The following is a 22848-nucleotide window of genomic DNA, read 5'->3' on the forward strand; positions in this document are numbered from 1 at the left end:
TGCGCTCATGAATGACGCGAACGGCGCGCCTTTGACGGCGCGCCGTTCGCGCATGTGCGAGCGAGTGCGTTCGTTCAGGCGGCGACGCGACTGAGCGCATATCCTGCACGGTCTTTCACCGACATCGACACTTCACGCCGGCCCGAAACATCGGGCGCGCCATCGGCCTACGATGTGTCGCATGAACTCCCAAAAAACACCCGTTTCGCCCGCCCTCGGCCGCGTGCTCGCGACCGTCAGCGTCGGCTTCGTCGTCACGCAGTTGGACGTGACCATCGTCAATATTGCGCTGCCGCAGATCGGCGCGAATCTGCACGCGAACGTCGCGGGCCTGCAATGGGTCGTCGATGCGTACACGCTCGCCTTCGCCGTGCTGATGCTGTCGGCCGGCGCGCTCGGCGACCGCTTCGGCGCGCGCCGGCTGTATGCGGCTGGCATCGTGCTGTTCGCGCTGGCGTCGCTTGCCTGCGGCCTCGCGCTCGACGCGCCGATGCTCGTCGCGGCCCGCGCGCTGCAAGGCGTCGGCGCCGCCGCGATGCTGCCGAATTCGTTGGCGCTGCTCAACCAGTCGTACGGGCACGACCCGAAACTTCGCGCCCGCGCGGTCGGACTGTGGACGGCCTCGGGCGCCATTTCGATCGCCGCCGGCCCGGTGTTGGGCGGCGTGCTGATCGCGGCCTTCGGCTGGCGCAGCATTTTCCTCGTCAATCTGCCGATTTGCGCCGCCGGCTTTCTCGCGACCTTGCTGTGGGTGCCGCGTCCGCAGGCCGCCGCGAAAGCGGATACCAGCCCGCGCGGCATCGATCTCGGCGGCCAGTCGCTCGCCATCGTCGCGTTGACGGCGTTCGTCGCCGCCGTGATCGAATGGCGGCCGCTCGGGCTCACTCATCCGCTCGTCGCGGGCGGCTTCGTGCTCGCGGCGCTCGCGGGCGGCGCCTTCGTCGCCGTCGAAGTGCGGGCGCGCGCGCCGATGCTGCCGCTCTCACTCTTCGGCAAGCGCAGCTTCAGCGCGGCCGTGCTGTTCGGCATCTGCGTGAACATGACTTATTACGGCATGGTCTTCGTGCTGAGCCTGTATTTGCAGCGGGCGCGCGGCTACACGCCGTTGCAGGCCGGGCTCGCGTTTTTGCCGCTGACCGGCGGCTTCCTGATTTCGAACGTGGCAAGCGGCTGGGTGGTCGGGCGCTTCGGCGTGCGTGTGCCAATGATCGCCGGCGCCATCACCGCCGGGCTCGGCTACGGCCTGCTGCATTTCGTCGATGCCGGCACGCCGCTCATCGGCTTGCTGCTGCCGTTCCTGCTGATCCCGTCCGGCATGGGGCTCGCCGTTCCGGCGATGACGACCGCCGTGCTGGCATCGGTGGAAGCGCGGCGCGCGGGCACGGCATCGGCGGTATTGAACACGGCGCGCCAGGCGGGTGGCGCGGTGGGCGTGGCCGCCTTCGCGCGCTCGCGAGCGGCTCCGCGGCGACGCAAATCGTTGCCGGCATGCAGACGGCGACGGCGATCTCGGTCGGGCTGCTGGTGTTCGGCGGCGTGATGAGTTGCCTCGTGCATCCGCAGCCGCATTCGTCGTCGACGGCGCGGGGCGACGCGGACTCCGTGCGCGTGGGTAATTCGCGCTGATGTTGCAGACTGGCTGTCGAGGCTTCGTGCGCCGCGTCTCGGTTCGCGTTCGTTCGTCTCGGCTCGCCTTTAAACGCACGCGCAATAAAAAACGACCCCGGCGGCTCGAGGCCACAGGGGTCGTCAGCAGTCTATCCGACGTCTACTAGACATGTATCAGGCGCTCAGCCACGAGCGCGCCCTGCACCACTGCGCCGGCGAGCTACAGCGGCGCTTCCTGAATCGTGCCGGTGTTGATCGCGGCTTCGATCAGCCCTTCGTTTTGCGCCTTGCTGATTGCATCGGCGATCAGTTTTTCCGGCTCTTCGATCTCCGCCTTGATCGCGCCCAGGAATCCGGACGCATCGAGAACGACGAGCGTTTTCGCGGAATCGGCAAGGCTGATGATCACGCGATGCGGCGTGGGCCCTTCGCCAAGACTCGCGCACAACTGCAGCACCTTGCCCCCAATGGATTGCTCGAAACTTTGAATCATATGTGCTCCCTTGATTGCGGCCGAATACGGCAGCCGGTCAAACCGGCTAAATCGTGAACGCGGGCGCTCAAAGGCCCAACCCGCTGCGCGGCGCGCGCGCACCGTCGATACTGATACGCCCCGCGCCGGTCACGAACAGCAGCAGAAAACCACCGGCGATACCGATGTTTTTCCAGAAATGAATCACCATGTCGCGCTGCAAGGCGGCGTCGGTCACATTCCAGAAGTCGTGGCCCAGGACCGCGGTTGCCACCGTGTAGACCGCCATGATGAGCGCGAGCGGACGCACCTTGAAGCCGACGATCAACAGCAGGCCGCCCAATGCCTCCACGGCGGTGGCGATCGGCGCGGCGATCTGCACGAACGGCACGCCCTTCGAATGCAGGTAGCCGACAAAGCCCGCATAGCCCAGCAGTTTCATCACGCCGCCCCACAGGAACAGAACAGCAAGCGCGATACGCGCGATGAGAATAACGCCGGAATCGACGGGACGCGTCATGAGGTGCTCCTGTAGATGAATAAGCAGCAGACCCGGTGAAAGGGCCACAGTTCCCTGCTTTGCCTCTGAGCATAAGTGGATTGCCCGCGCTTTCCAAGGCGGGCAAGCGTTGGATGCGTAGTCTGCGACGCCGGGGATGCCCGGCGGCACGATTGGCTTCAAACGTCTTCACCGACGCTGACGCCGCGAACCGGCGGCGTCGTGCACGATCAACGGGGCGCGTCCGGCGCGAGCAGCACGCCTTTCGTAAAGACGAAGCAGCCGTAGCCACGGTCTTCACCCGTCGCGATCACGCAATACGCTTTGCGCGCGCGCTCGTAAAACGCGAAGCGTTCGATGGATGCAAACGGCACCTCGCGCCCCTCGGCGGCATTGACCTCGATCTGCGCCTCGCGCTGCACGGCCGGAATGGTATGCGGCTCGCCGACGACTTCCATCCGCGACGCCGGTTGCTCGATGAAGGTATCGAGCGGCAGCACGGAAAGCACGGCGCGAACCGCACGCGGCGCGCTCACGCCGTCCAGATGAAGCAGCTTGCCGAGCACCGTGGAATGCGCGACCGAGTTGCCCGGAAAGTTCGCGTCGCAGATCACGAGTTCGTCGCCGTGGCCCATTGAGCGTAGTGCATGCAGGATGTCGGCGTTCAGCAGGGGATCGAGGTTCTTTAGCACTGTGTCTCCATGCAAGTTGCTTGCGGTTATTCGAATGGATTGAATCGATTGCCTTGATCGCAATACGGCAAACGATTGTAGCAAGCAACGTCGCGCGCTTCGGAGAGATTCAGTGCGCCGCGCAAGACGCGCCGGGCGCGCCGGACGCCCCACGCCTCTTGCCGCGGCAACGCCACCGCAACCATCCGATGATCGCGAGCAGCATCAGCCCCGCGCCGCCGAGCACCGGTTCGCGCCAGCCGAGCAACGCGGTGAACATGAACGCGCGCGTGCCGGCGAGCAGCGCGAAGCCGGCGATCGCGCCGGAGAACGCGTCCATCGCGGCAGCGAATCGCGCGAACGTTCTGACGGGCGAACGAGTCGTGACGCCGGCGGGCTCGTGCATGATGCTCTCCATGAAAGATGGGCGGTGGTGATTGGCGATGGCTAATTGCGATTGGGGGTGGCCGCTCAGGCGCCCGCTGGCACCTGGTCGAGGAAGCCGGTCACGGACTGAAGGCGCCCGTGCGCGTCGACCGTGCCGAAGTCGGAGCCCTTGACGATCGCATCGCCGGCGGGCGTCACGAGTTCCCACGAAAAGCGCAGGCGATTGCCGAAGCCGTCGACGTCGGTCGAGCGGCGAAACGTGTGACCGGCAAAGCGCTCCTGCACGGCCTGGATCATCGCGTCAATGCCGTCGTGGCACGCGCCGGTCATCAGCGGGTCGCGGTAGTCGGCGTCGCGAGCCCAGGTCGCGGCGATCAGTTCGCGGCGGCGCGCGCCGTCGGTCTCGTTCCATGCATCGAAATAACGGTCGATCAGGTTGGTATGCGCGTTCATCTCCCACTCCTATGGCGTGATAGAGCGCTACGCTCGGCACGCGGGTCGCGTGCGGCGGGCTCGGAGTGAAGATTCGCGGTTTGCGCGACGTCGGTCGATTACGTGGGAGGTAATCGGGGTGCTGCGGTGGGCGGGGCAATGTGGCGGCTGGGGTGGCGAGGCGGAGCCATGCGCTGCGAGAGGAGCAGCGAGGTGCGGCCACGCGCGGCGAGCGGCAGCGGGAGCGACGGGACGGGGACGGCCAGCGGTGGGACGGCCAGCGGCGAGGCGTAGCACTGCGCGGCGAGAGCGGAAGCGAGGCGCGGCCACGCGCGGCGGGCGGCAGCGAGGTGCGGCCACGCGCGGCGAGCGGCGACGCGAGCGACGGGGCGGCTAGCGGACGAGAGGGGCAGCGAGGTGCGGCTACACGCGGCGAGCGTCAAGCCACAAACGACCCGCGGCGAGCACCACCCATTACCTCGCAAGTAATGGATTGCCGCGGCGCTTTGGCTATCATCGGTGGCATGAACACACTTTCTCTTGCGCAAAGCGCCGCGTCGGCGCCGCCCACGGCTAGCCGCAGTGTCGGCGATCTGCTGCGTGAATGGCGGCAGCGTCGACGAATGAGTCAATTGCTGCTCGCCGCCGAAGCCGACATCTCGACGCGGCATCTGAGCTTCGTCGAATCCGGCCGCGCGACGCCGAGCCGCGAAATGGTGATGCACCTCGCCGAGCGCCTCGACGTGCCGCTGCGCGCGCGCAACGCGCTGCTGGTCGCCGCGGGATACGCGCCGCTGTTCCGCGAGCGTCCGCTGTCGGACCCGCAACTGAGCGCGGCGCGCGAGGCCGTCGAGCTGGTGCTGAAGGGCCACGAGCCGTATCCGGCGCTTGCCATCGACCGTCACTGGACGATCGTCGCCACCAACAATGCGCTCGCACCGCTGCTCGCGGGCGCGAGTCCCGAATTGCTGAAGCCGCCCGTCAACGCGTTGCGCCTGAGCCTGCATCCGGAGGGCATTGCGTCGTCGATCGTCAACTGGCACGCGTGGCGCGAGCACGTGCTCGCGCGGCTGCAACGGCAAATCGACGTAAGCGCCGACGACACCCTCAGCGCGCTGCGCGACGAGCTGGCTGCTTACCCGAGCCCGCTAGGCGCCGCCGCGCCCGATGCCGCCGATAGCCCGCTCAACCAGATCGCCGTGCCGCTGCGGCTGCGCACGCCGCTTGGCGTGCTGTCGTTTTTCAGCACGACGACGGTGTTCGGCACGCCAGTGGACGTGACGCTTTCTGAACTCGCCATTGAGGCGTTCTTTCCGGCGGATCCGCAAACCGCGGCCGCACTGCGCGACTTCGCGGAGAAGCAGCGGGTGGAGGGCGCTGCGGGCAGGGAGACGGCTGCCGGCGCGTGAAAGCGTGGTCGAGTGGTCGAGTGGCCGCGTGGCTGCGTGGCTGCGTGGCTGCGTGGTCGCGTGGTCGCGTGGTCGCGTGGTCGCGTGGTCGCGTGGTCGCGTGGTCGCGTGTCGCGTGTCGCGTGGTCGCGTGGTCGCGTGGTCGCGTGGTCGCGTGGTCGCGTGGTCGCGTGGCTGCGTGGTCGCGTGGTCGCGTGTCGCGTGTCGCGTGGTCGCGTGTCGCGTGTCGCGTGTCGCGTGGTCGCGTGGTCGCGTGGTCGCGTGGTCGCGTGGCTGCGTGGTCGCGTGGTCGCGTGGTCGTGCGTAGTCGCGTAGTCGCTTATACGCGCGACGCAACGCCAGGCTGCCCGCAGGATCGGCGACGCCCTCTCACGCGTCGCCTGAAGCAGCGCCGCGAGGTTGCGGTCGGGATCGTGGAGTTGATTGCGGCCTGCGGGCTCAGCTCGTGGCCGCGAACAGGCGGGACCAGAACGCATATGACAGCGCTCCGCTTAACCGACCGCATGCGGCGGCGCGACGCTCAATGGACCGCAGACGGCGGCGTTGCGCTCAACGGACCGCGTGTGGCAGCGCTCTGCTCAACCGCCCGCAGACGGCGGCGTAACGCTCGACGGACGGCAGCCAGCGCCCCGCCGAACCAACGCACATACGCTAGCGCCCCTCTCGACCGAGACACACACCCCGCGCCCCGCCCCTCTGCGCGAATCTCCCCCACGTGCTATCTTTTTCGATCCACTTTGCATGTGTCGACCCAGCGCGCTGAGCCTCCCGACGACGTTCACGTCGCCAGCCGCCGCCGCGCCAAAGTCCGCCTACCGTACTCATCATGTCCGATCTCTCCACTCCGCTTTCGCGCGCCCCGCGCCGCTTCGACCTCAACCCAAAACCGCTTGCCGCGGCGCTGCTGCTGATCGCGCTCGGCGCCGTCTATCTGGCGCAGACGGTCAGCGGCCGCCAGGCCGCGCTCTATATAGTCGGCGCGCTGCTCGGCCTGTCGCTCTATCACGCGGCATTCGGCTTTACGTCGGCGTGGCGCGTATTTATCGCCGATGGCCGCGGCGCCGGCCTTCGCGCGCAGATGCTGATGCTCGCCGTCGGCGTCGTGCTGTTCTTCCCGGCGCTCGCGTCGGGCAGCCTGTTTGGGCATCCGGTTGTCGGTCTGGTCGCGCCCGCGGGCACGTCCGTGGTGGTCGGCGCGTTCATGTTCGGCGTCGGCATGCAGCTTGGCGGCGGTTGCGCGTCCGGCACGCTGTACACGGTCGGCGGCGGCAGCACGCGAATGATCGTCACGCTCGCCGCGTTCGTCACCGGCTCGGTCGTGGCCACCGCGCATATGCCGTTCTGGACCGCGCTCCCGTCGCTCAAGCCGCTCTCGATGGTGACGACGCTCGGCGCAAGCAGCGCCATCGCGCTCAATCTGGCGATTTTCGCGGCCATCGCGGCGCTGACGGTGCTCGTCGAACGACGCCGGCACGGAGGCCTCGTCAACGAGGCGGCACGCCCGCCGCGCGCGTCGCCGTGGCTGCAAGGGCCGTGGCCGCTGTTCGTCGGCGCGCTCGCCCTCGTGCTGCTCGACTTCGCGACGCTCGCGCTGTCGGGCCGCCCGTGGGGCGTCACCTCGGCGTTCGCGCTGTGGGGCGCAAAGCTCTTCGCCGCGCTCGGGATAGACGTCGCGAGCTGGCCGTACTGGGCGACCCGCGCGAACGCGGGCGCGCTCGCAGCGCCTGTTACACACGACGTCACGACCGTGATGGACGTCGGCATCATTCTCGGCGCGATGGCCGCCGCCGCGCTCGCCGGGCGTTACGCGCCGGTCTGGAAAGTGCCGATGCGTTCGCTGATCGCGGCCGTGGTCGGCGGCCTGCTGCTGGGCTACGGCGCGCGCCTCGCCTACGGCTGTAACATCGGCGCCTACTTCAGCGGCATCGTCTCCGGCAGCCTGCACGGCTGGCTGTGGCTCGTCGCGGCGTTTGCTGGCAACGTGCTCGGCACGCGCCTGCGGCCCGCGTTCGGCCTCGAAGTCGAACGGGTACGTCGCACCGGCTGCTGATTCTCACCGAGGAAGTTACAAAGTCGCCCTGGTTTGTAACCGGGGCGGCAGCAGTCCGTTACAACTCTCTTCTGTCCCCAAAGCACGAAAAGCCGACGGTATTTATTACACATTTTGCTTCGGCTTTTCTCTTTCCCTTTCATTCAGACTTATTTACCGGTTGTGCGCACAACGATCGGCTGTTGCGCGGACGATACGCCCTCATCCCCGCCGCACAAGGGTTTTCATGGATCAGACCATTGCCGGCGCGGCCGCAAAAGCCGTGTAGCATCGCCTATTACAGGCCGGTGAAATTCTTACCGAAATTTGATGCATCTTTTTGAGATATTTTTTCGAGAAGGGATTGATTTCTTGTTTTGCCCTTCATACAATTCGTCCCAAGCTGTTACGAAATGTAACGCGATGTATCAAAAGGTCGCCATCTGTATCAACCGAGCGACCCGTAGCCGAAGGACAACGTTTTCGGCGAGGCACAAAAGAGATAACGGCAAAAAGCCGACTTAGTAATTCGGGGCTTCGGAAACACAGAAAATGGACCGTAGCAGCGAGACGCTGGACTCAATCCGCGAGATTAACCTGTCGTACATCATGCTTGCGCAACGCATGTTGCGTGAGGACAAACCCGTCGGCATGTTCCGTCTGGGCTTGTCGTCGGAACTGGCCGATCTGCTTGCCGGGCTGTCGCTCGCGCAGATCGTCAAGCTGGCCTCTTCCGATCAGCTTTTGTGCTTCTTCCGCTTCAACGACCACTCGATGTTGTCGGCGTTGACGCAAACGACGAAGCACACCGCAGTTGCACCGACTCACGCGGCCATCCTGCTTGCAGGCCAGCCCGCCGAGCAATTTGCCTAATAGGGTGACTGCGATGCTTAAGCGTAGCCTGACGGAAGACGCACAAGAAGTGTTTCGCGCCATCGCGCTGATCGAACTGGGCGCACGCATGCAGGTGCTCGAGAGCGAGTTGACGCTCTCGCGCGATCGCATGATCCGCCTGTATCGTGAGGTGAAGGGCGTATCGCCGCCCAAGGGCATGCTGCCGTTCTCGGCGGACTGGTACATGACGTGGCTCGCGAACATTCACGCTTCGCTGTTCTACAACACGTACCTGTTCCTCAAGAACGAAGCGCGCTGCTCGCATCTCGACGCGCTGACGAAGGGATATCGGCTGTATCTCGAGCACTGCAAGCACAGCGAAACCGAACCGGTGCTGGACTTGACGCGCGCGTGGACGCTGGTGCGTTTCTTCGACGCCGACATTCTGCAACTGACGAAGTGCTGCCGTTGCACCGGCAAGTTCGTCGCGCACAAGCACGACTTGCAGCACAACGTGGTGTGCGGCGCATGCCAGCCGCCGTCGCGTGCCGGCAAGACGAAGAAGGCCGCAGCGGCTCGCCAGGAAGCAATGGAAGCTGCGCAGGTCGCGCAGGTCGCTCAAGCCGCCTGAGCCAGGCAACTCGTTGGACCCACGATGACGGCTGGTCCGCCCGATTCGTACCGAAGCCTCAAGAAAAAGTCCGCGCAGAATAAATTCTGCGCGGACTTTTTTGTTTGGTGCCGCGCTGTTCTCTTACCCCGCCAGTCCCACCGTCTGCACGACAAGCCAGAGATTCGCCGCAGTGATCACCGCAAACAGCGACCACGCGACGATTCTCGTCAGCAGCGTATTCGCGAACTCGCCCATCAGCGAACGGTCGCCCGTCATGCGGATCAGCGGATAAAGCGCGAACGGCAATTGCAGGCTCAACACGACCTGGCTCGCGACGAGCAGTTTGCCCACCGCGCCGTTGCCCATCATCTGCACGCCGATCAGCGCGGGAATCAACGCAAGCGCGCGTGTGATGAAGCGACGCTGCCAGCAAGGAATCTTCAGCTTCAGAAAGCCTTCCATGATGACCTGTCCCGCGACCGTGCCCGTGAACGTCGAGCTTTGTCCCGATGCCAGCAGCGTGACCGCGAACAACACCGCCGCGAAGCCGGTGCCGACAATCGGCGCGAGCAGCTTGTACGCGTCTTCGATTTCGGTGACCTGATTGTGGCCGGTTGCATGAAACGCAGCGGCCGCGAGAATCAGGATCGCCATGTTGATCATCAGCGCGAGCAGCAGCGAAGCGATGGTGTCGATGCGCGACATGCCGATTGCGGAGCCGATGCTCGCGGGATCGCGCTTGACCGCGCGCGTCTGCACGATCGACGAATGCAGATACAGGTTATGCGGCATGACCGTCGCGCCGAGAATGCCGATCGCGAGATACATCGGCTCGCGCGAACTCAGCGCCTGCCACGACGGAATCAGCCCTTGCGCGACCGACGGCCAATGCGGCTTCACGAGCGCCAGTTCGACGATATAGCCGACGCCGATCGTCGCGATCAGGCCGAGCATGATCGCTTCGAGATCGCGGAAATTTTTGCCCTTCAGGCCGAGCACGATCAGCGTATCAAATGCCGTGAGCAGCACGCCCGTGGTCAGCGAGCATTTGAAAAGCAGATGGAATGCAAGCGCGCCGCCGAGCACTTCGGCGAGATCGCACGCGATGATCGACAACTCGGCGAGCAACCATTGGAACCGCGCGACGGTCGGCGAATAACGCGCTCGCGATAGTTCAGCGAGATCGCGCCCGGTGACGATGCCAAGACGCATGCTCAGGCATTGCAGCGCCATCGCCGCGAGACTCGAGAGCATGACGACGAACAACAGGCTGTAGCCGTAACGCGAGCCGGCCTCGATGTCGGTCGCCCAGTTGCCGGGGTCCATATAGCCGATCGAAACCAGCAGGCCGGGGCCCGCGAACTGCAGGATCTTCTTCCAGAAAGGCGCGCCTTGCGAGACGGCGACCGAGCCTTGCACTTCGGATGGACAAAACGGCGCCGTTGCCGTGGTCGGTAGTTTGAACTGCAATCCGGGAATCTCTCGAGGAGGAATAAAACCGCCGCGCAGAATGGCTGCGCCGCGGACCGCCTCAAGTGTACAAAGAAACTTCCGGCAATGTCCCGCTCAGTGCATAACGGCCGACATCGCGCACGCGATAGTCGAGCGGATCGTGCAGCGTGTGCACGCGCGCGTTGCGCCAGAAGCGGTCGAGTGCAAGCGGCCCGTGCGTGGCGCGCGCGCCGCATGCATCGAACAGTTTTTCGCTGACGTCGAGCGCCGCGCGATGCGCGACGATTTTCGCTTCCGATGTGGCGAGCGCCACATGTGCGCGCGCTTCGGCGGACAGCGAGGGGCCTTCGCGCCACGCGGCGTCGAGCGCCTGCGCGGCGCGCTCCGCCAACGCCTCCGCGCTCACCGCCTGGATGCGCATTTCGCCGAAACGCTGGATCAGGTACGGATCGTCGGTCGCTTTGGCCACGCCCGAAGTCAGCCACGGTTTGCCGTATTGCGTGACATACGCGCGGGCTTCGTCGAGCGCACCTTGTGCAATGCCGACGAACAGATTGGTCATCACCTGCTGCGAGACGAGCGTGCGCAAACTCGCGTACGGCGTATCCGCGCGATGCAGCACTTCATCCGGCTCGACCCTGACCTGCGCGAATGAAACGCTGCCGCTGTCGGTCTGCCGCTGCCCGATCGGATTCCAGTCTTCATTGACGGTGATGCCCTCGCGCGTGGTCGGCACCACTGCAAATACCGAGTTGCCGGTGAGCGGATCTTGTGCGGAGACCGTCATCATCTGCGAGCCGCGCGTGCCTGAGCAAAAGCCCTTCTGGCCGTTCAGAAGATAGCCGCCGTCAATCGTTGCACTTGCAACAAGGCGCGTATCGAGCGGATTCACCGCATTGCCCCACCACCAGCGTTCCTTGACTGTGCCGCTCAAATAGCGCGCGCGCTGTTCGGCATTGCCCCACACATTAATGCTCACTTCCTGCAGGAACGTGAAGCCGAGCAGATGAGCAAGCGCGCTGTCGACCTGCGCGATCTTGCGAATCACCTGGTAGATATGCGGCCACGATGCGCCCTCGCCGCCGAATTCGCGCGGCACGGCGAGCGTGAGCAGGCCGGCGTCGGCGATCCACTGTTTTTCCTGTGCGGCATGGCCGCCGGCAAGATCGCGTTGCGCGGCGCTCGCATGCAATGCGTCGAGCAGGCCGGTGAGATCTCGCACCGCCGGCGCGGCGGACGCCTCGCGCGCGTGCAGCGCCGCGGCGTGACCTGAATCGTTCATGCTGTTTCCAGTGATGATGTTTGCGGTGTGACCTGCGGTGCAGGCGGGACCGTGCTGACGCTCACGAGAGGCTCACGGCCGTCATCCAGCAGGTTTCATGATAGGCGGTGATGCTGGCGACCGATAGGAGCGGCGCTATTCGTCATGCGAAAGCGCTGTATCAGCCGGTCGCCTTAAGAGCGTCGCAAGTACCCTGCGTTCGTTCGACGCACAACGCCGCTTGTCACGCGCGTTGCGCGAGCCGCCGCACGAAGCGGTCGCCCACCAGTTGCACCGCCGTCACGATTGCAATCAGCAACGCGATGACCGTGACCATCACCGTGGTATCGAAACGCTGATAGCCGTAGCGGATCGCCAGATCGCCGAGGCCGCCCGCGCCGACCGCGCCCGCCATCGCGGAAGAGCCGATCATCGCGACCACCGTGATCGTGAAGCCGCCGACAATGCCCGGCAACGCTTCCGGCAACAGCACATGCCAGATGATATGCCGGCGCTGCGCGCCCATTGCCTGCGCTGCCTCGATTAGTCCACGGTCCACTTCACGCAGACTCACTTCGGCCACGCGCGCGAGAAACGGAACCGCGGCGATGCTAAGCGGCACGACCGCTGCCCACACGCCGATCGTCGTGCCGATGAGTAAGCGCGTGAGCGGCAGCAATGCGACCAGCAGAATGATGAACGGCGTCGAGCGGAACGCATTGACGAGCGCGCCCAGCGTGCTGTTCACCGCGCGCTTTTCGAAGATGCCGCCGCGCGTGGTCGTGACCAGCACCAGCGCCAACGGAATGCCGACGAGCGCCGCGATCACCGCGGAGATGCCGACCATCAGCACCGTATCGCGTATCGCACCGACGAGTTCGGAAAGCCAGAGCTCAGACATAGCCCAGCACCTCGACATGATTCGCGTGGCCGCGCGCGCGTTCGAGCAATGCGGCAATCTGCGCGTGCACACTCGCGCGTTCGTTCGCGCGCACTTGCGCCGACACGATCAGGCGCCCTTGCGCATGCCCCTGAATCCGGTCGATGCCGCCATGCACGAAACTCACGCTGCTTCCGTCGACGCTGAGCGCGGACGCGAGGCCGGCGAGATCGGGATCGCGCGCGTCATCGCCGGTGAAGCGCACGTCGAGCAGAACGCGTGCGTCGGCTTGCGCGATATCGGCGAGCGGCTTCACGCGCTCCGCGAGATCGGCGGGCAAATCATGCACCAGCGTGCGCAGCAACGCTCGCGTGGCATCGTGCTGCGGCTCGCCGAATACGCGCCACACCGGGCCCGTTTCGACCACACGGCCACGCTCGATCACGGCAACCGTATCGCACACTTCACGAATCACCTGCATTTCGTGCGTGATTAGAACAACAGTCAGCTTCAGGCGCCGATTGATGTCGCGCAGCAGTGCGAGAATCGCCTGCGTCGTTTCGGGATCGAGTGCGGACGTGGCCTCGTCGCAGAGAAGAATGTCGGGGTCCGTAACGAGCGCGCGTGCAATGCCGACGCGCTGCTTCTGCCCGCCTGACAAACTGGCCGGATACGCATCGCGCTTCGCCGCCAGACCGACGAGTGCAAGCAATGCATCGACCTTGGCGTCGATTGCCGCCTTCGGCACGCCCGCAATTTTGAGCGGCAACGCGATGTTCTCGCGCACCGTCTTTGCGGACAGCAGATTGAAGTGCTGAAACACCATGCCGATGCGTCGGCGCAGCGTCACGAGTCCGCGTTCGTCGAGTTCGCCGACACTTACGCCATTCACGCGCACCGCGCCCGAGCTCGGCTTTTCGAGTCCGTTGACGAGCCGCAGCAACGTCGATTTGCCCGCGCCGCTGCGCCCAATAATGCCGAACACTTCGCCGCGCGCAACGTTCAACGTGACGTCCGCGAGAGCCGCGGTCGACGCGCCGCGCGTGCCCGCAAACACTTTGCCTACGTTGTCGAATACGACAGCGGCCTGCGTCGGCGCTGCGTTCGAAACCGGTTCGGCTGCACGCGACGGCGCGTCCTGAATGAACTGCGGCACATCGAAAAGATTAGCCATGCTTTGCTCCTGTCAGACTTACGCGGTTTGCTCGACGTTTGCACGCGCGCGCCGATGCTGCGCGCCGGCATGCACATCGGGCAAACGCGCGCGGCCGCCGCCGAACAGCTTCTCGCGCAAAGTCGGCGCGGGATCGTAGTCTTCCTTGTAGACGCCGCGGTTTTGCAGTTCGGGCACGACGAGATCCACGAAGTCCTCGAACGATTCCGGCATCACCGTGCGCGTCAGATTAAAGCCATCCACGCCCGCTTCTTCGATCCACGACACGAGTTCGTCGGCAATCTGCTGCGGCGAGCCGACCACCGGTTTCGCGCGACCGCCGAGCGTCATCTGTTCGAGCACTTTGCGTTTGGTCCACACGCCGCTCACGCTCTTTTTGGAAATGGCTTCGACCGCGGATTGCATCGACTCCGTCTTCACATACGAGATCGGCTCGTCCAACTCGTATTGCGAAAAGTCGATACCTGTCGAGCTGGAAAAGTGCGCGATGCCTCCTTCAGCGCTTGCATAACGCCGGTACTCTTCGAACTTCTCCTGCGCCGCGCGCTCCGTTTCGCCGACCACTACCGTAATGCCCGCGAAGATCTTGATGTCGTCGGGCGCGCGCCCAAAGCTCACGGCTCGCGCGCGAATGTCATCGACAATGGAACGGGTCAACTGCTTGTTCTGTCCGCCGACAAACACGCACTCCGCATGACGCGCCGCGAAGTCCACGCCGCGGCTCGAAGAACCCGCCTGATACAAAACCGGCGTGCGTTGCGGAGAAGGCTCACTCAAATGAATCGCGTCGATCGAATAGTAGGGACCGTCATGCTTCACGCGATGCACCTTGCCCGGCTGCGAAAAAATGCGTGCGGCGCGGTCGCGCACCACGGCGTCGTCTTCCCAGCTTTGCTCCCAGAGCTTATAGACCACGTCCATGTAATCGTCGGCGCGGTCATAGCGGTCGTCGTGACTGATCTGCTGCGCGAGTCCCATGCCGCGCGCGGCGCTGTCCAGATAGCCGGTCACGATATTCCAGCCCACGCGGCCTTTGGTCAGATGGTCGAGCGTCGACATGCGGCGCGCGAACAGATACGGCGGCTCATACGTGAGATTCGACGTGACGCCAAAGCCGATATGCCGCGTCACATGCGCCATTGCAGGCACGATGAGCGCCGGGTCGTTGATCGGAATCTGCACCGCCTCGCGCAACGGCGTATCGGGACCGTTTTGATAAACGTCGTATACGCCGACGATATCCGCGAGAAAGATGCCGTCGAACTTGCCGCGTTCGAGCGTCTGCGCGAGACTCGTCCAGTAGTCGAGATCCGTGTAGTGCGCAGAGCGATCCCGCGGATGCGTCCACAAGCCATGATTGATGTGGCCGACCGCATTCATATTGAACGCGTTCAGCAGGATCTTTTTCTTCGGCATCGCGTAGTCGCTCCTGTTGTTCTATCCGGCGCGCGAGCGCCCCTTACCACGCGACTGCGTACAGATTGCCGAACGCTTTATCGAGCGCGGCGCGCACGGCCGGCGAATGCTGATAGATCGAAATGAACTTGCGAATACGCGGATCGTTCGCGCTTTCCGGACGCACGACCCATTGAATCGCGTAGTTCTTGTTCTCCAGGCCGTCGAATAGCAGCGCGCTATTCGGGTCCGTCGTTCCCGCGAGTTTGATAAAGCTCGGGTAGCCTTGCGCGAGGTCGACGTCGTCGAGCGAACGGGCGAGTTGCGATGCTTCGAGCTGGACGATCTTCAGATGCTTCGGGTTGTCGATAATGTCGAGCGTCGTCGCGCGATAGTCGATGCCCGGCGTCAGCTTGATCAGCCCCGCGCGTTGCAGCAGCAACAGGCCGCGCCCGCCGTTCACTGGATCGTTTGCGATGGCCACGGTCGCGCCGTCTTTCAGTTCGTCGAAGCGTTTAATCTTTTTCGAGTACAGACCGATCTTCATGATCGTGCCCGGCGCAATCGCGACAAAGTTATAGCCGCCCTGCTTCTTTGCATTCTCGAGAAACGGAATGTGCTGGAAGTAATTGACGTCGATGTCCTTGTTCGCGAGCGCGGCGTTCGGCGTATTCCAGTCGGTGAATTCGATCACCTTTACATCGAGTCCCTGCTCTTTCGCCTCGCGCACCGCGATTTTGAGTGCTTCGATTTGCGGGCTCGTCGCCGTGCCGATCTTCAGCGTCGGCGCATCCGCCGCGAACGCGGGCGCCGCGGGCAAAGCAAGTGCAAAGCCGAATGCGCTCAGAAGCGCGAGCGTCGGCGCACGGAAAAAGCGCCGCGCGTTGGAAAGAAAAGTGCGCATGGTGGACTCTTGATGAAGATGTGATGTATTCGCGGCGAGTCAGATCGACGGCCTGCGCCAAGGTGCGAATCATCATAGAGGCCACGATGCCTGCGGGTCTACGAACGGATTTTCGAAAGGAAAGCGCGAAAAAAGATTTGCGAAAAAAAACCGGAGCGCGCTTGCGGCGCGGTCCGGTTCTACAACAGCAGTCAATAATAGACCGAAGCGTTTAGCGCTTTGCCACCTGTTGGTCGGAAGGTGCAGCCGGCGTTGTAGCCGAACCCACGGCCGTATCCGACGCCGGCACATCGCCCCAACCGCCGCCGAGCGCGCGAATCAGGTTGACGGTCGCGACCGCTTGCGTGCCCTGCAAATGGCTCGCTTGCAGTTGCGTGCTCAACACCTGCCGCTCGCCGTCGATCACGTCCAGATAGCTGACCGCGCCCTCGGTGTACTGCGTACGCGACAGACGCGCGGCGCGCTGCGACGCCTGCACCGCATTGTTTTGCTCGCGCATCTGATCGTCGAGCAGACGCAGATCGGCCAGGTTGTCCTCGACTTCGCGGAACGCGACCAGTACTTGCTGACGATACTGCGCGACGTCCTCGTCGTATTTCGCACGAGCCTGCGCGAGATTCGCCTTACGCCGGCCGCCGTCGAACAGCGGCAACGTCAATGCAGTGCCGGCAAACGGCCCGAGAATGAACGCGCGGCTCGACCACATGAAGAGATCGCCCAGCGTGGCCGACTCATAGCCGAATGCGCCGGTAATGTCGAGCTTCGGGAAGAACGCCGACTTCGCCAGACCGACGCGCGCATTTGCCGCCGCCATCGCGCGCTCGGCCGCCGACACATCGGGCCTGCGTTCGAGCAGCGCCGAAGGCAACCCCGGCGGCACGCGCACTCCGACCGGCACGAGCGGCGCTTCGGCGAACGAGAAGTCTGCCGGCGGCTTGCCGAGCAGAATCGCGAGACTATGCTCGGACGCCGCGCGCTGACGTGCGACGCCTACTGCGTCGGCGCGTGCGCTCGCGAGTTCATTGCGGGCACGCGACACATCCAGTTCGCTAATGTCGCCTTCCTTGAAGCGGCGCTCGACGAGCTTCAGCGTATCTTCACGCAACGCCACTGTACGGCGATACAGGTCCTGGTCGGTATCGAGCTCGCGCAACTGGAAATAGTTTTGCGCGACGTCGGCCTGCAGCGACAACTGCACCGAACGGAACAGCGCTTCGCTTTGCTGCTCGTCCGCACGCGAGGCGTTCACATTCGAACCGACACGCCCGAACAGATCCGCCTCATACGACGCGCCGACCTGCGCGCGCCAAATGGTGCCGGTCGTGCCGCCCACGCTATCCGGCTGGAATTGCGAGGCCGCCGACGCCCGTTCGCGCGTCGGGCCGAAGCCCGCGTCGAACTTCGGGAACCAGTCGGACTTCGCCGCACGCGTGACCGCACGCGCCTGCTGCACACGCGCCGCCGCCGCTTTCAGGTCCTGATTCGCGGCAGCCGCCTGCTCTTCGAGCGCGTCGAGTTGCGGGTCGCCGAAAATCTTCCACCATTCGCCGCGATGCGCGTCGTCCGCGGGTTGCGCGGTTTTCCACGTACCGGTGTCCTGAGCCGACGCACCCGACGCACCCGATGCACCCGACGCAGCCGATGCAGCCGACGTTCCCGAAGCCGCTACCGGCGCTTCCTTGAACGCGGTCGGCGTGTCCACTTCGGGACGCTTGTACGTGGGCTCAACCGAGCAGGCGGCGAGCAGCGCGAGCAGCAAACCGCTCGCTGCCGCACGGCCCCATCCACTCAAAATCTCAAAGCGTTTCATTGTTGTTCTCTCCTCAGGCGTCCGTGACCGGCGCGCCGATGCGCGGCGAATCCTTCTGCGCGACATGAATCGTCCCGCCGGCCAACGTACGCAGCACCACATAGAACACCGGCGTCAGCATCAGCCCGAACAGCGTCACGCCGAGCATGCCGAAGAACACCGCAATCCCCATTGCATGACGCATTTCCGAACCAGCTCCGGTCGACAGCACCAGCGGCACGACACCCATGATGAACGCGATCGACGTCATCAGAATCGGCCGCAGACGCAAGCGGCTCGCTTCAATTGCAGCAGACAGCGGCGTGTGTCCGTCGTGTTCGAGTTCGCGGGCGAACTCCACGATCAGGATCGCGTTCTTCGCCGACAAGCCCACCAGCACCATCAAGCCGATCTGCGTGAAGATGTTGTTGTCGCCGCCCGTGAGCCATACGCCGGTCAACGCGGACAGCACGCTCATCGGCACGATCAGGATCACCGCGAGCGGCAGCGTCAGGCTCTCGTACAGCGCGGCCAGCACAAGGAACACGAGCAGCACGCTGATCGGGAACACCCACAAGCCCGCATTGCCGGCAAGAATCTGCTGATACGTCAGATCGGTCCATTCGAGCTTCACGCCATGCGGCAGAACTTCCGCCGCCACGCGCTCAGCCGCGGCCTGTGCCTGTCCCGACGAGAAGCCCGGCGCCGGTCCACCGTTGATGTCCGCAGCCGTATAGCCGTTGTAACGCACCACCATTTCCGGACCATACGTCGGCGTGACCGTGACGAGCGACGACAACGGCACCATGTCGCCCGCGCTGTTGCGCGTCTTCAGTTGCAGGATGTCGTCGGCGCGTTGACGGAACGGCGCGTCCGCCTGCACCCGCACCTGATACACGCGGCCAAAGCGGTTGAAGTCGTTCACATACAGAGAGCCCAGATAGATCTGCATCGTGTTGAACACGTCAGTAACCGGCACGCCGAGCTGCTTCGCCTTCACACGATCCAGATCCACGTTCAGTTGCGGCACGTTGATCTGATAGCTCGAGAAGGTCGGGCCGAGCTCAGGCGTTTGCGCCGCCTTCTTCACGAATGCCTCCGCTGCCTTGTTCAACTCCGCGTAGCCGAGCGCGCCGTGATCCTCCAGTTGCATCTTGAAACCGCCGAGCGTGCCGAGACCGAGCACAGGTGGCGGCGGAAACACTGCAACGAACGAATCCTTGATCGCGCCGTATTGCTGATTCAACGAGCCCGCAATCGCGCCAGCCGAGAGCTTCTTGTCGCCGCGATCCTTGAACGGCTTGAGCGTGACGAACACGATGCCCGCGCTCGAACTGTTCGTGAAGCCGTTCACCGACAAACCGGGGAACGCCACCGCGCTTTCCACGCCCTTTTGCTTGAGCGCGATCGCGCTCATGTCACGGATCACTTTTTCCGTGCGATCGAGCGACGCGCCGTTCGGCAGTTGCGCGAACGCGATCAGATACTCCTTGTCCTGCGCGGGCACGAAACCGCCCGGCACGATACGCGCGATCAGCACCGTTGCACCGACCAGGATCGCGTACACCGCGAGCATCGCGCCCTTGCGGCGCAGCACGCCCGTCACGCCGCGGCCATAACCTTCGGAGCCGCGATGGAACACCTTGTTGAAGCCCTTGAAGAAGCGGCCCAGCAGGCGGTTCATGATGCGCGTGAGGAAGTCTTCCTTCGCGCCATGACTGCGCAGCAGCATCGCGGACAACGCCGGCGACAGCGTCAGCGAATTGAACGCCGAGATCACCGTGGAGATCGCGATGGTCATCGCGAACTGCTTGTAGAACTGGCCCGTGAGACCCGTCATGAATGCGAGCGGCACGAACACGGCGACGAGCGTCAGCGCAATGGCGATAATCGGCCCGCTCACTTCCTGCATCGCCTTATACGTCGCATCGCGCGCACTGAGCCCGTTTTCAATGTTCCGCTCGACGTTCTCCACCACGACGATCGCATCGTCCACCACAATGCCGATTGCCAGCACCATGCCGAACAGCGACAGCGCATTGATCGAGAAGCCGAATGCAAGCAGCAGTGAGAACGTGCCGACAATCGACACCGGCACGGCGATCAACGGAATGATCGACGCACGCCACGTCTGCAGGAACACGATCACGACGATCACCACCAGCGCGATTGCTTCGAGCAGCGTATGCACGACCGCCTCGATACTCGAACGCACGAACTGCGTCGGGTCATAGACGATCTTGTATTCGACGCCCGCGGGCATGTCCTGCGCGAGATCCTTCATCGCGGCGCGAACTTCATCGGAAATCGCCAGCGAGTTCGCACCCGGCGCCTGATTGATTGCGAGCGCAACGGCCGGCTTGTTGTCGAGCAGCGAACGCAGGCCGTATTCCGACGCCGCGAGTTCGACGCGCGCAATGTCGCGCAGATAGGTCACGCCGCCATCGGGCGTGGTCTTCACGATGATGTTGCCGAATTCGTCCTCGGTCTTCAGACGGCCGCGCGCATTCACCGACAACTGCAATTGCGTGCCCGGCACCGAAGGCGACGCGCCGATCACACCGGCCGCCACCTGAATGTTCTGCTCGCGAATCGCATTAGCCACTTCGGTCGCGGTCAAACCGCGCTGCGCGACCTTCTGCGGATCGAGCCACACGCGCATTGCGTAGTCGCCCGAACCCCACAACTGGACCTGGCCCACGCCCTGAATCCGCGCGAGACGATCCTTCACGTTCAGAACCGCGTAATTGCGCAGATACGTCATGTCGTAGCGGTCGTTCGGCGAGATCAGGTGCACGACCATGGTGAGCGTAGGCGAGCTCTTGATGGTCGTCACGCCGAGCCGCTGCACGTCTTCCGGCAAACGCGGCAGCGCCTGGTTCACGCGGTTCTGCACGAGCTGGGTCGCGAGGTCCGGGTTCGTGCCGAGCTTGAAGGTGACCGTCAGCGTGAGATTGCCGTCGCTATTTGCTTGCGACTGCATGTACAACATGTTCTCGACGCCATTGATCTGCTCTTCGAGCGGCGAAGCGACGGCTTCCGCGATCACTTTCGGATTGGCGCCCGGATACTGCGCGTGCACCACGACCGACGGCGGCACCACTTCCGGGTACTCGGAGATCGGCAGCTTGAAGAGCGAAATCACGCCCGCCAGCAGAACCAATACCGATAGCACGCCCGCGAAAATCGGCCTATCGATGAAGAATTTGGATATGTTCATTGGAAGCTCTTGATGTTTGGAGCAAGCGGTTGGAGCACGCGCCGCGCGTTCAATGCCGCGGCGCGAACGCTCACGAGTTCTTGTCCGCTTTGGCGCGCTGCTGCGCGAGCGGCGCGCTGTTCGGGTCCTGGTCGGTCGTCATCGGCACCATGTGCGCGCGCACCGCGTCGCCGGGCCGCACACGCTGAACGCCGTTCACCACAATCCGGTCGCCTGGTTTCAGGCCGCCCTTCACGACACGCAGATTGCCCTGCATATCGCCGAGCGAAATCTCGCGATACACGACGTGATTGTTCTGGTCGACCACCAGCACGAACTTCTTGTCCTGGTCGGTGCCGACGGCGGCGTCGTCGATCAGCACCGCCGGATGCGGTTCGCTGCCGCCCACTTTCACGCGCGCATACAGGCCCGGAATCAGCGTGCCGTCCTGGTTATCGAAACGCGCGCGCACGCGGATGGTGCCCGACGACGTATCCAGACGGTTGTCCACCGACTCGATCGTGCCGCTGCGCGAGTAGCCGCTTTCATCCGCGAGACCGAGTTCCACCGGCACCTTGCCGCCGTCTTTCGCGCGACGCAGGTATTGCAGATACGTTTGTTCGTCCGCGTCGAACGATGCGTAGATCGGCGACACCGACACGAGCGTGGTCAGCGGCGCCGAGCCCGCACCTGCCGACACCACGTTGCCCACCGTGATTTCCGCGCGCGATACGCGGCCCGATACCGGCGCCGTGATCTTCGTATAGCCGAGATTGATGCGTGCGGTTTCGAGCGCGGCTTGCGCGGCCTTCAGGTTCGCACTCGCTTCGCGCGCGGCGTTCTGCTTCTCGTCGTAATCGCGCTTGGCGATCGCGTTGTCGGTGATCAGGCGTTGCGCGCGTTCCCAATCGCTTTGCGTGTAGCCCGTGCGCGCCTGCGCGGCCGCGAGCTGCGCTTCCGCGCGCGCGACTTCAGCCGCGTACGGGCGCGGGTCGATCACGAACAGCGTGTCGCCTTTCTTCACGAGCGCGCCGTCCTTGAAGTTAACGGACACGATGGTGCCTGGCACCTGCGAACGCACGTCCACTTTTTCTACCGCTTCTAGACGGCCCGAATAGCTCTGCCAGTCGGTGATCGTTTTTTGCACCACGGTGGCGACATCGACTTCCGGCACGATGGTCGGGGCGGCAGGCGAACTCGCGTCCACGCGAATTGCGCCGAATGTGCCGAGTCCGGCCAGCACGAGTACCGCTAGTGTGGCAACCGCCACGCGGCGGCGGGAAAGAGGAAGGATGGTCATGTGTAGCTCCCGGTATCGTTGATTAAAGTTCTGCTTGTTTCTGTTTCAGCGATGGGCGCGCGCATCGAAGCGCCACTGAAAAAATCGCACTGCCTCCTGCAAGGCGGGCGGATGATCGGCGAGCGCCGCATGCGAGACGGCCGGATAGCGGACCACCTGGGTCAGCACACCGGCGTCGATCAGACTGCTCGCGTATTTCTCCGCCTCGACATGCAGCACGTCGTTTTGCGCCGTCGCGATCAGCGTGGCCGGCAAACCGGCGAGCCGCGACGATTCCAGCGGCGCCGCATACGGATGCATGCGTTGCGACGCCTGCGGCAAGTACGCGCGATAACAGGCCGCGCATTCTCTTGCCGTGATGTCCGAGCCGAGGCGCTTTTCATCGCCAAGGCGCGTGAGACTCGGGTCCAGCATCGGCCCGAACAAAGCTTGCGCGGAAATTTGCACGTCGCCGCGATCGCGCGCGATGAACGCGAGGCAATTAGCCAATTGGCCGCCCGCGTCATGGCCGGCCACGCCAACCTTCCTGCTATTGCCGCC

General features: G+C 64.2%; 20 protein-coding genes and 1 pseudogene. 6 read left to right on the plus strand and 15 right to left on the minus strand.

What is annotated here, in order from left to right; translation table 11 throughout:
• Window positions 1-181: 181 nt before the first annotated feature.
• Window positions 182-1626, plus strand: a pseudogene (locus tag BGRAMDRAFT_RS30320) (MFS transporter).
• 202 nt (window positions 1627-1828) lie between these two features.
• Here the strand turns inward: BGRAMDRAFT_RS30320 and BGRAMDRAFT_RS30325 are convergent.
• From BGRAMDRAFT_RS30325 to BGRAMDRAFT_RS30345, 5 genes are all read right to left on the minus strand, one after another.
• Entirely contained in the window at window positions 1829-2101 is a 273-nt protein-coding gene (locus BGRAMDRAFT_RS30325) for a hypothetical protein (protein ID WP_006052735.1), read from the minus strand.
• Window positions 2102-2168: 67 nt separating this feature from the next.
• Complete coding sequence (locus BGRAMDRAFT_RS30330; protein WP_006052736.1) at window positions 2169-2600, minus strand: DoxX family protein; 432 nt, start codon at window positions 2598-2600, stop codon at window positions 2169-2171.
• A 209-nt stretch (window positions 2601-2809) separates the two neighbouring features.
• Window positions 2810-3271 (minus strand): RbsD/FucU family protein, encoded by a 462-nt coding sequence (locus BGRAMDRAFT_RS30335; RefSeq protein ID WP_006052737.1) that lies wholly within the window; start codon window positions 3269-3271, stop codon window positions 2810-2812.
• A gap of 109 nt (window positions 3272-3380) precedes the next feature.
• Window positions 3381-3656: a hypothetical protein gene (locus BGRAMDRAFT_RS30340; protein ID WP_006052738.1), complete on the minus strand. Its 276-nt coding sequence runs from the start codon at window positions 3654-3656 to the stop codon at window positions 3381-3383.
• A gap of 65 nt (window positions 3657-3721) precedes the next feature.
• Window positions 3722-4090 carry a nuclear transport factor 2 family protein gene (locus BGRAMDRAFT_RS30345; protein WP_006052739.1) on the minus strand — a complete coding sequence of 123 codons (369 nt, stop codon included), beginning with the start codon at window positions 4088-4090 and terminating at the stop codon, window positions 3722-3724.
• 503 nt (window positions 4091-4593) lie between these two features.
• On the opposite strand from BGRAMDRAFT_RS30345, the gene BGRAMDRAFT_RS30350 reads away from it, so the two are divergent.
• The 5 genes from BGRAMDRAFT_RS30350 to flhC all read left to right on the plus strand — a co-directional run bounded on the left by BGRAMDRAFT_RS30350 (window position 4594) and on the right by flhC (window position 8972).
• Window positions 4594-5478: a helix-turn-helix domain-containing protein gene (locus BGRAMDRAFT_RS30350; RefSeq protein ID WP_232292391.1), complete on the plus strand. Its 885-nt coding sequence runs from the start codon at window positions 4594-4596 to the stop codon at window positions 5476-5478.
• A gap of 36 nt (window positions 5479-5514) precedes the next feature.
• Window positions 5515-5793 (plus strand): hypothetical protein, encoded by a 279-nt coding sequence (locus tag BGRAMDRAFT_RS34795; protein WP_232292392.1) that lies wholly within the window; start codon window positions 5515-5517, stop codon window positions 5791-5793.
• A gap of 511 nt (window positions 5794-6304) precedes the next feature.
• Window positions 6305-7528, plus strand: a complete 1224-nt coding sequence (locus BGRAMDRAFT_RS30360) for a YeeE/YedE family protein (RefSeq protein WP_006052741.1) — start codon at window positions 6305-6307, stop codon at window positions 7526-7528.
• A gap of 531 nt (window positions 7529-8059) precedes the next feature.
• The gene (gene flhD / locus BGRAMDRAFT_RS30365; protein WP_006052742.1) at window positions 8060-8380 is read left to right on the plus strand and encodes a flagellar transcriptional regulator FlhD; all 321 of its coding nucleotides are present in this window, start codon (window positions 8060-8062) and stop codon (window positions 8378-8380) included.
• Between the two features lie 13 nt (window positions 8381-8393).
• Window positions 8394-8972 carry a flagellar transcriptional regulator FlhC gene (flhC, locus tag BGRAMDRAFT_RS30370; protein ID WP_006052743.1) on the plus strand — a complete coding sequence of 193 codons (579 nt, stop codon included), beginning with the start codon at window positions 8394-8396 and terminating at the stop codon, window positions 8970-8972.
• A 123-nt stretch (window positions 8973-9095) separates the two neighbouring features.
• Here flhC and BGRAMDRAFT_RS30375 read toward each other — a convergent pair whose 3' ends face one another.
• The 10 genes from BGRAMDRAFT_RS30375 to BGRAMDRAFT_RS30420 form a co-directional block, all read right to left on the minus strand.
• Window positions 9096-10424 carry an Nramp family divalent metal transporter gene (locus BGRAMDRAFT_RS30375; RefSeq protein WP_006052744.1) on the minus strand — a complete coding sequence of 443 codons (1329 nt, stop codon included), beginning with the start codon at window positions 10422-10424 and terminating at the stop codon, window positions 9096-9098.
• 61 nt (window positions 10425-10485) lie between these two features.
• Window positions 10486-11688, minus strand: a complete 1203-nt coding sequence (locus BGRAMDRAFT_RS30380) for an acyl-CoA dehydrogenase family protein (RefSeq protein ID WP_006052745.1) — start codon at window positions 11686-11688, stop codon at window positions 10486-10488.
• 223 nt (window positions 11689-11911) lie between these two features.
• Window positions 11912-12568 (minus strand): methionine ABC transporter permease, encoded by a 657-nt coding sequence (locus BGRAMDRAFT_RS30385; protein WP_006052746.1) that lies wholly within the window; start codon window positions 12566-12568, stop codon window positions 11912-11914.
• Complete coding sequence (locus tag BGRAMDRAFT_RS30390; protein ID WP_006052747.1) at window positions 12561-13721, minus strand: methionine ABC transporter ATP-binding protein; 1161 nt, start codon at window positions 13719-13721, stop codon at window positions 12561-12563. Before BGRAMDRAFT_RS30390 ends, BGRAMDRAFT_RS30385 begins: the two co-directional genes overlap by 8 nt.
• A gap of 18 nt (window positions 13722-13739) precedes the next feature.
• Complete coding sequence (locus BGRAMDRAFT_RS30395; RefSeq protein WP_006052748.1) at window positions 13740-15137, minus strand: LLM class flavin-dependent oxidoreductase; 1398 nt, start codon at window positions 15135-15137, stop codon at window positions 13740-13742.
• A gap of 43 nt (window positions 15138-15180) precedes the next feature.
• Window positions 15181-16020: a MetQ/NlpA family ABC transporter substrate-binding protein gene (locus BGRAMDRAFT_RS30400; protein WP_006052749.1), complete on the minus strand. Its 840-nt coding sequence runs from the start codon at window positions 16018-16020 to the stop codon at window positions 15181-15183.
• A gap of 211 nt (window positions 16021-16231) precedes the next feature.
• Window positions 16232-17830, minus strand: coding sequence for an efflux transporter outer membrane subunit (locus BGRAMDRAFT_RS30405; protein WP_006052750.1), 1599 nt, complete (start codon window positions 17828-17830; stop codon window positions 16232-16234).
• A gap of 13 nt (window positions 17831-17843) precedes the next feature.
• On the minus strand, window positions 17844-21029 hold the full coding sequence (locus tag BGRAMDRAFT_RS30410) for an efflux RND transporter permease subunit (RefSeq protein ID WP_006052751.1): 3186 nt from the start codon (window positions 21027-21029) through the stop codon (window positions 17844-17846).
• A gap of 70 nt (window positions 21030-21099) precedes the next feature.
• The gene (locus BGRAMDRAFT_RS30415) at window positions 21100-22308 is read right to left on the minus strand and encodes an efflux RND transporter periplasmic adaptor subunit (protein ID WP_006052752.1); all 1209 of its coding nucleotides are present in this window, start codon (window positions 22306-22308) and stop codon (window positions 21100-21102) included.
• Between the two features lie 45 nt (window positions 22309-22353).
• A partial coding sequence (locus tag BGRAMDRAFT_RS30420) for an alpha/beta hydrolase fold domain-containing protein (RefSeq protein WP_044022009.1) occupies window positions 22354-22848 on the minus strand: 495 nt, incomplete at its 5' end.

The sequence above is a fragment of the Paraburkholderia graminis C4D1M genome, from assembly GCF_000172415.1.
In the GTDB taxonomy this organism is placed as follows: domain Bacteria; phylum Pseudomonadota; class Gammaproteobacteria; order Burkholderiales; family Burkholderiaceae; genus Paraburkholderia; species Paraburkholderia graminis.

Coding starts and splice junctions, on each gene's coding strand:
- BGRAMDRAFT_RS30325 (WP_006052735.1), bottom strand. CDS start 2,101: ATGATTCAAAGTTTCGAGCAATCCATTGGGGGCAAGGTGCTGCAGTTG.
- BGRAMDRAFT_RS30330 (WP_006052736.1), bottom strand. CDS start 2,600: ATGACGCGTCCCGTCGATTCCGGCGTTATTCTCATCGCGCGTATCGCG.
- BGRAMDRAFT_RS30340 (WP_006052738.1), bottom strand. CDS start 3,656: ATGCACGAGCCCGCCGGCGTCACGACTCGTTCGCCCGTCAGAACGTTC.
- BGRAMDRAFT_RS30345 (WP_006052739.1), bottom strand. CDS start 4,090: ATGAACGCGCATACCAACCTGATCGACCGTTATTTCGATGCATGGAAC.
- BGRAMDRAFT_RS30350 (WP_232292391.1), top strand. CDS start 4,594: ATGAACACACTTTCTCTTGCGCAAAGCGCCGCGTCGGCGCCGCCCACG.
- BGRAMDRAFT_RS30360 (WP_006052741.1), top strand. CDS start 6,305: ATGTCCGATCTCTCCACTCCGCTTTCGCGCGCCCCGCGCCGCTTCGAC.
- flhD (WP_006052742.1), top strand. CDS start 8,060: ATGGACCGTAGCAGCGAGACGCTGGACTCAATCCGCGAGATTAACCTG.
- flhC (WP_006052743.1), top strand. CDS start 8,394: ATGCTTAAGCGTAGCCTGACGGAAGACGCACAAGAAGTGTTTCGCGCC.
- BGRAMDRAFT_RS30380 (WP_006052745.1), bottom strand. CDS start 11,688: ATGAACGATTCAGGTCACGCCGCGGCGCTGCACGCGCGCGAGGCGTCC.
- BGRAMDRAFT_RS30385 (WP_006052746.1), bottom strand. CDS start 12,568: ATGTCTGAGCTCTGGCTTTCCGAACTCGTCGGTGCGATACGCGATACG.
- BGRAMDRAFT_RS30390 (WP_006052747.1), bottom strand. CDS start 13,721: ATGGCTAATCTTTTCGATGTGCCGCAGTTCATTCAGGACGCGCCGTCG.
- BGRAMDRAFT_RS30395 (WP_006052748.1), bottom strand. CDS start 15,137: ATGCCGAAGAAAAAGATCCTGCTGAACGCGTTCAATATGAATGCGGTC.
- BGRAMDRAFT_RS30400 (WP_006052749.1), bottom strand. CDS start 16,020: ATGCGCACTTTTCTTTCCAACGCGCGGCGCTTTTTCCGTGCGCCGACG.
- BGRAMDRAFT_RS30405 (WP_006052750.1), bottom strand. CDS start 17,830: ATGAAACGCTTTGAGATTTTGAGTGGATGGGGCCGTGCGGCAGCGAGC.
- BGRAMDRAFT_RS30410 (WP_006052751.1), bottom strand. CDS start 21,029: ATGAACATATCCAAATTCTTCATCGATAGGCCGATTTTCGCGGGCGTG.
- BGRAMDRAFT_RS30415 (WP_006052752.1), bottom strand. CDS start 22,308: ATGACCATCCTTCCTCTTTCCCGCCGCCGCGTGGCGGTTGCCACACTA.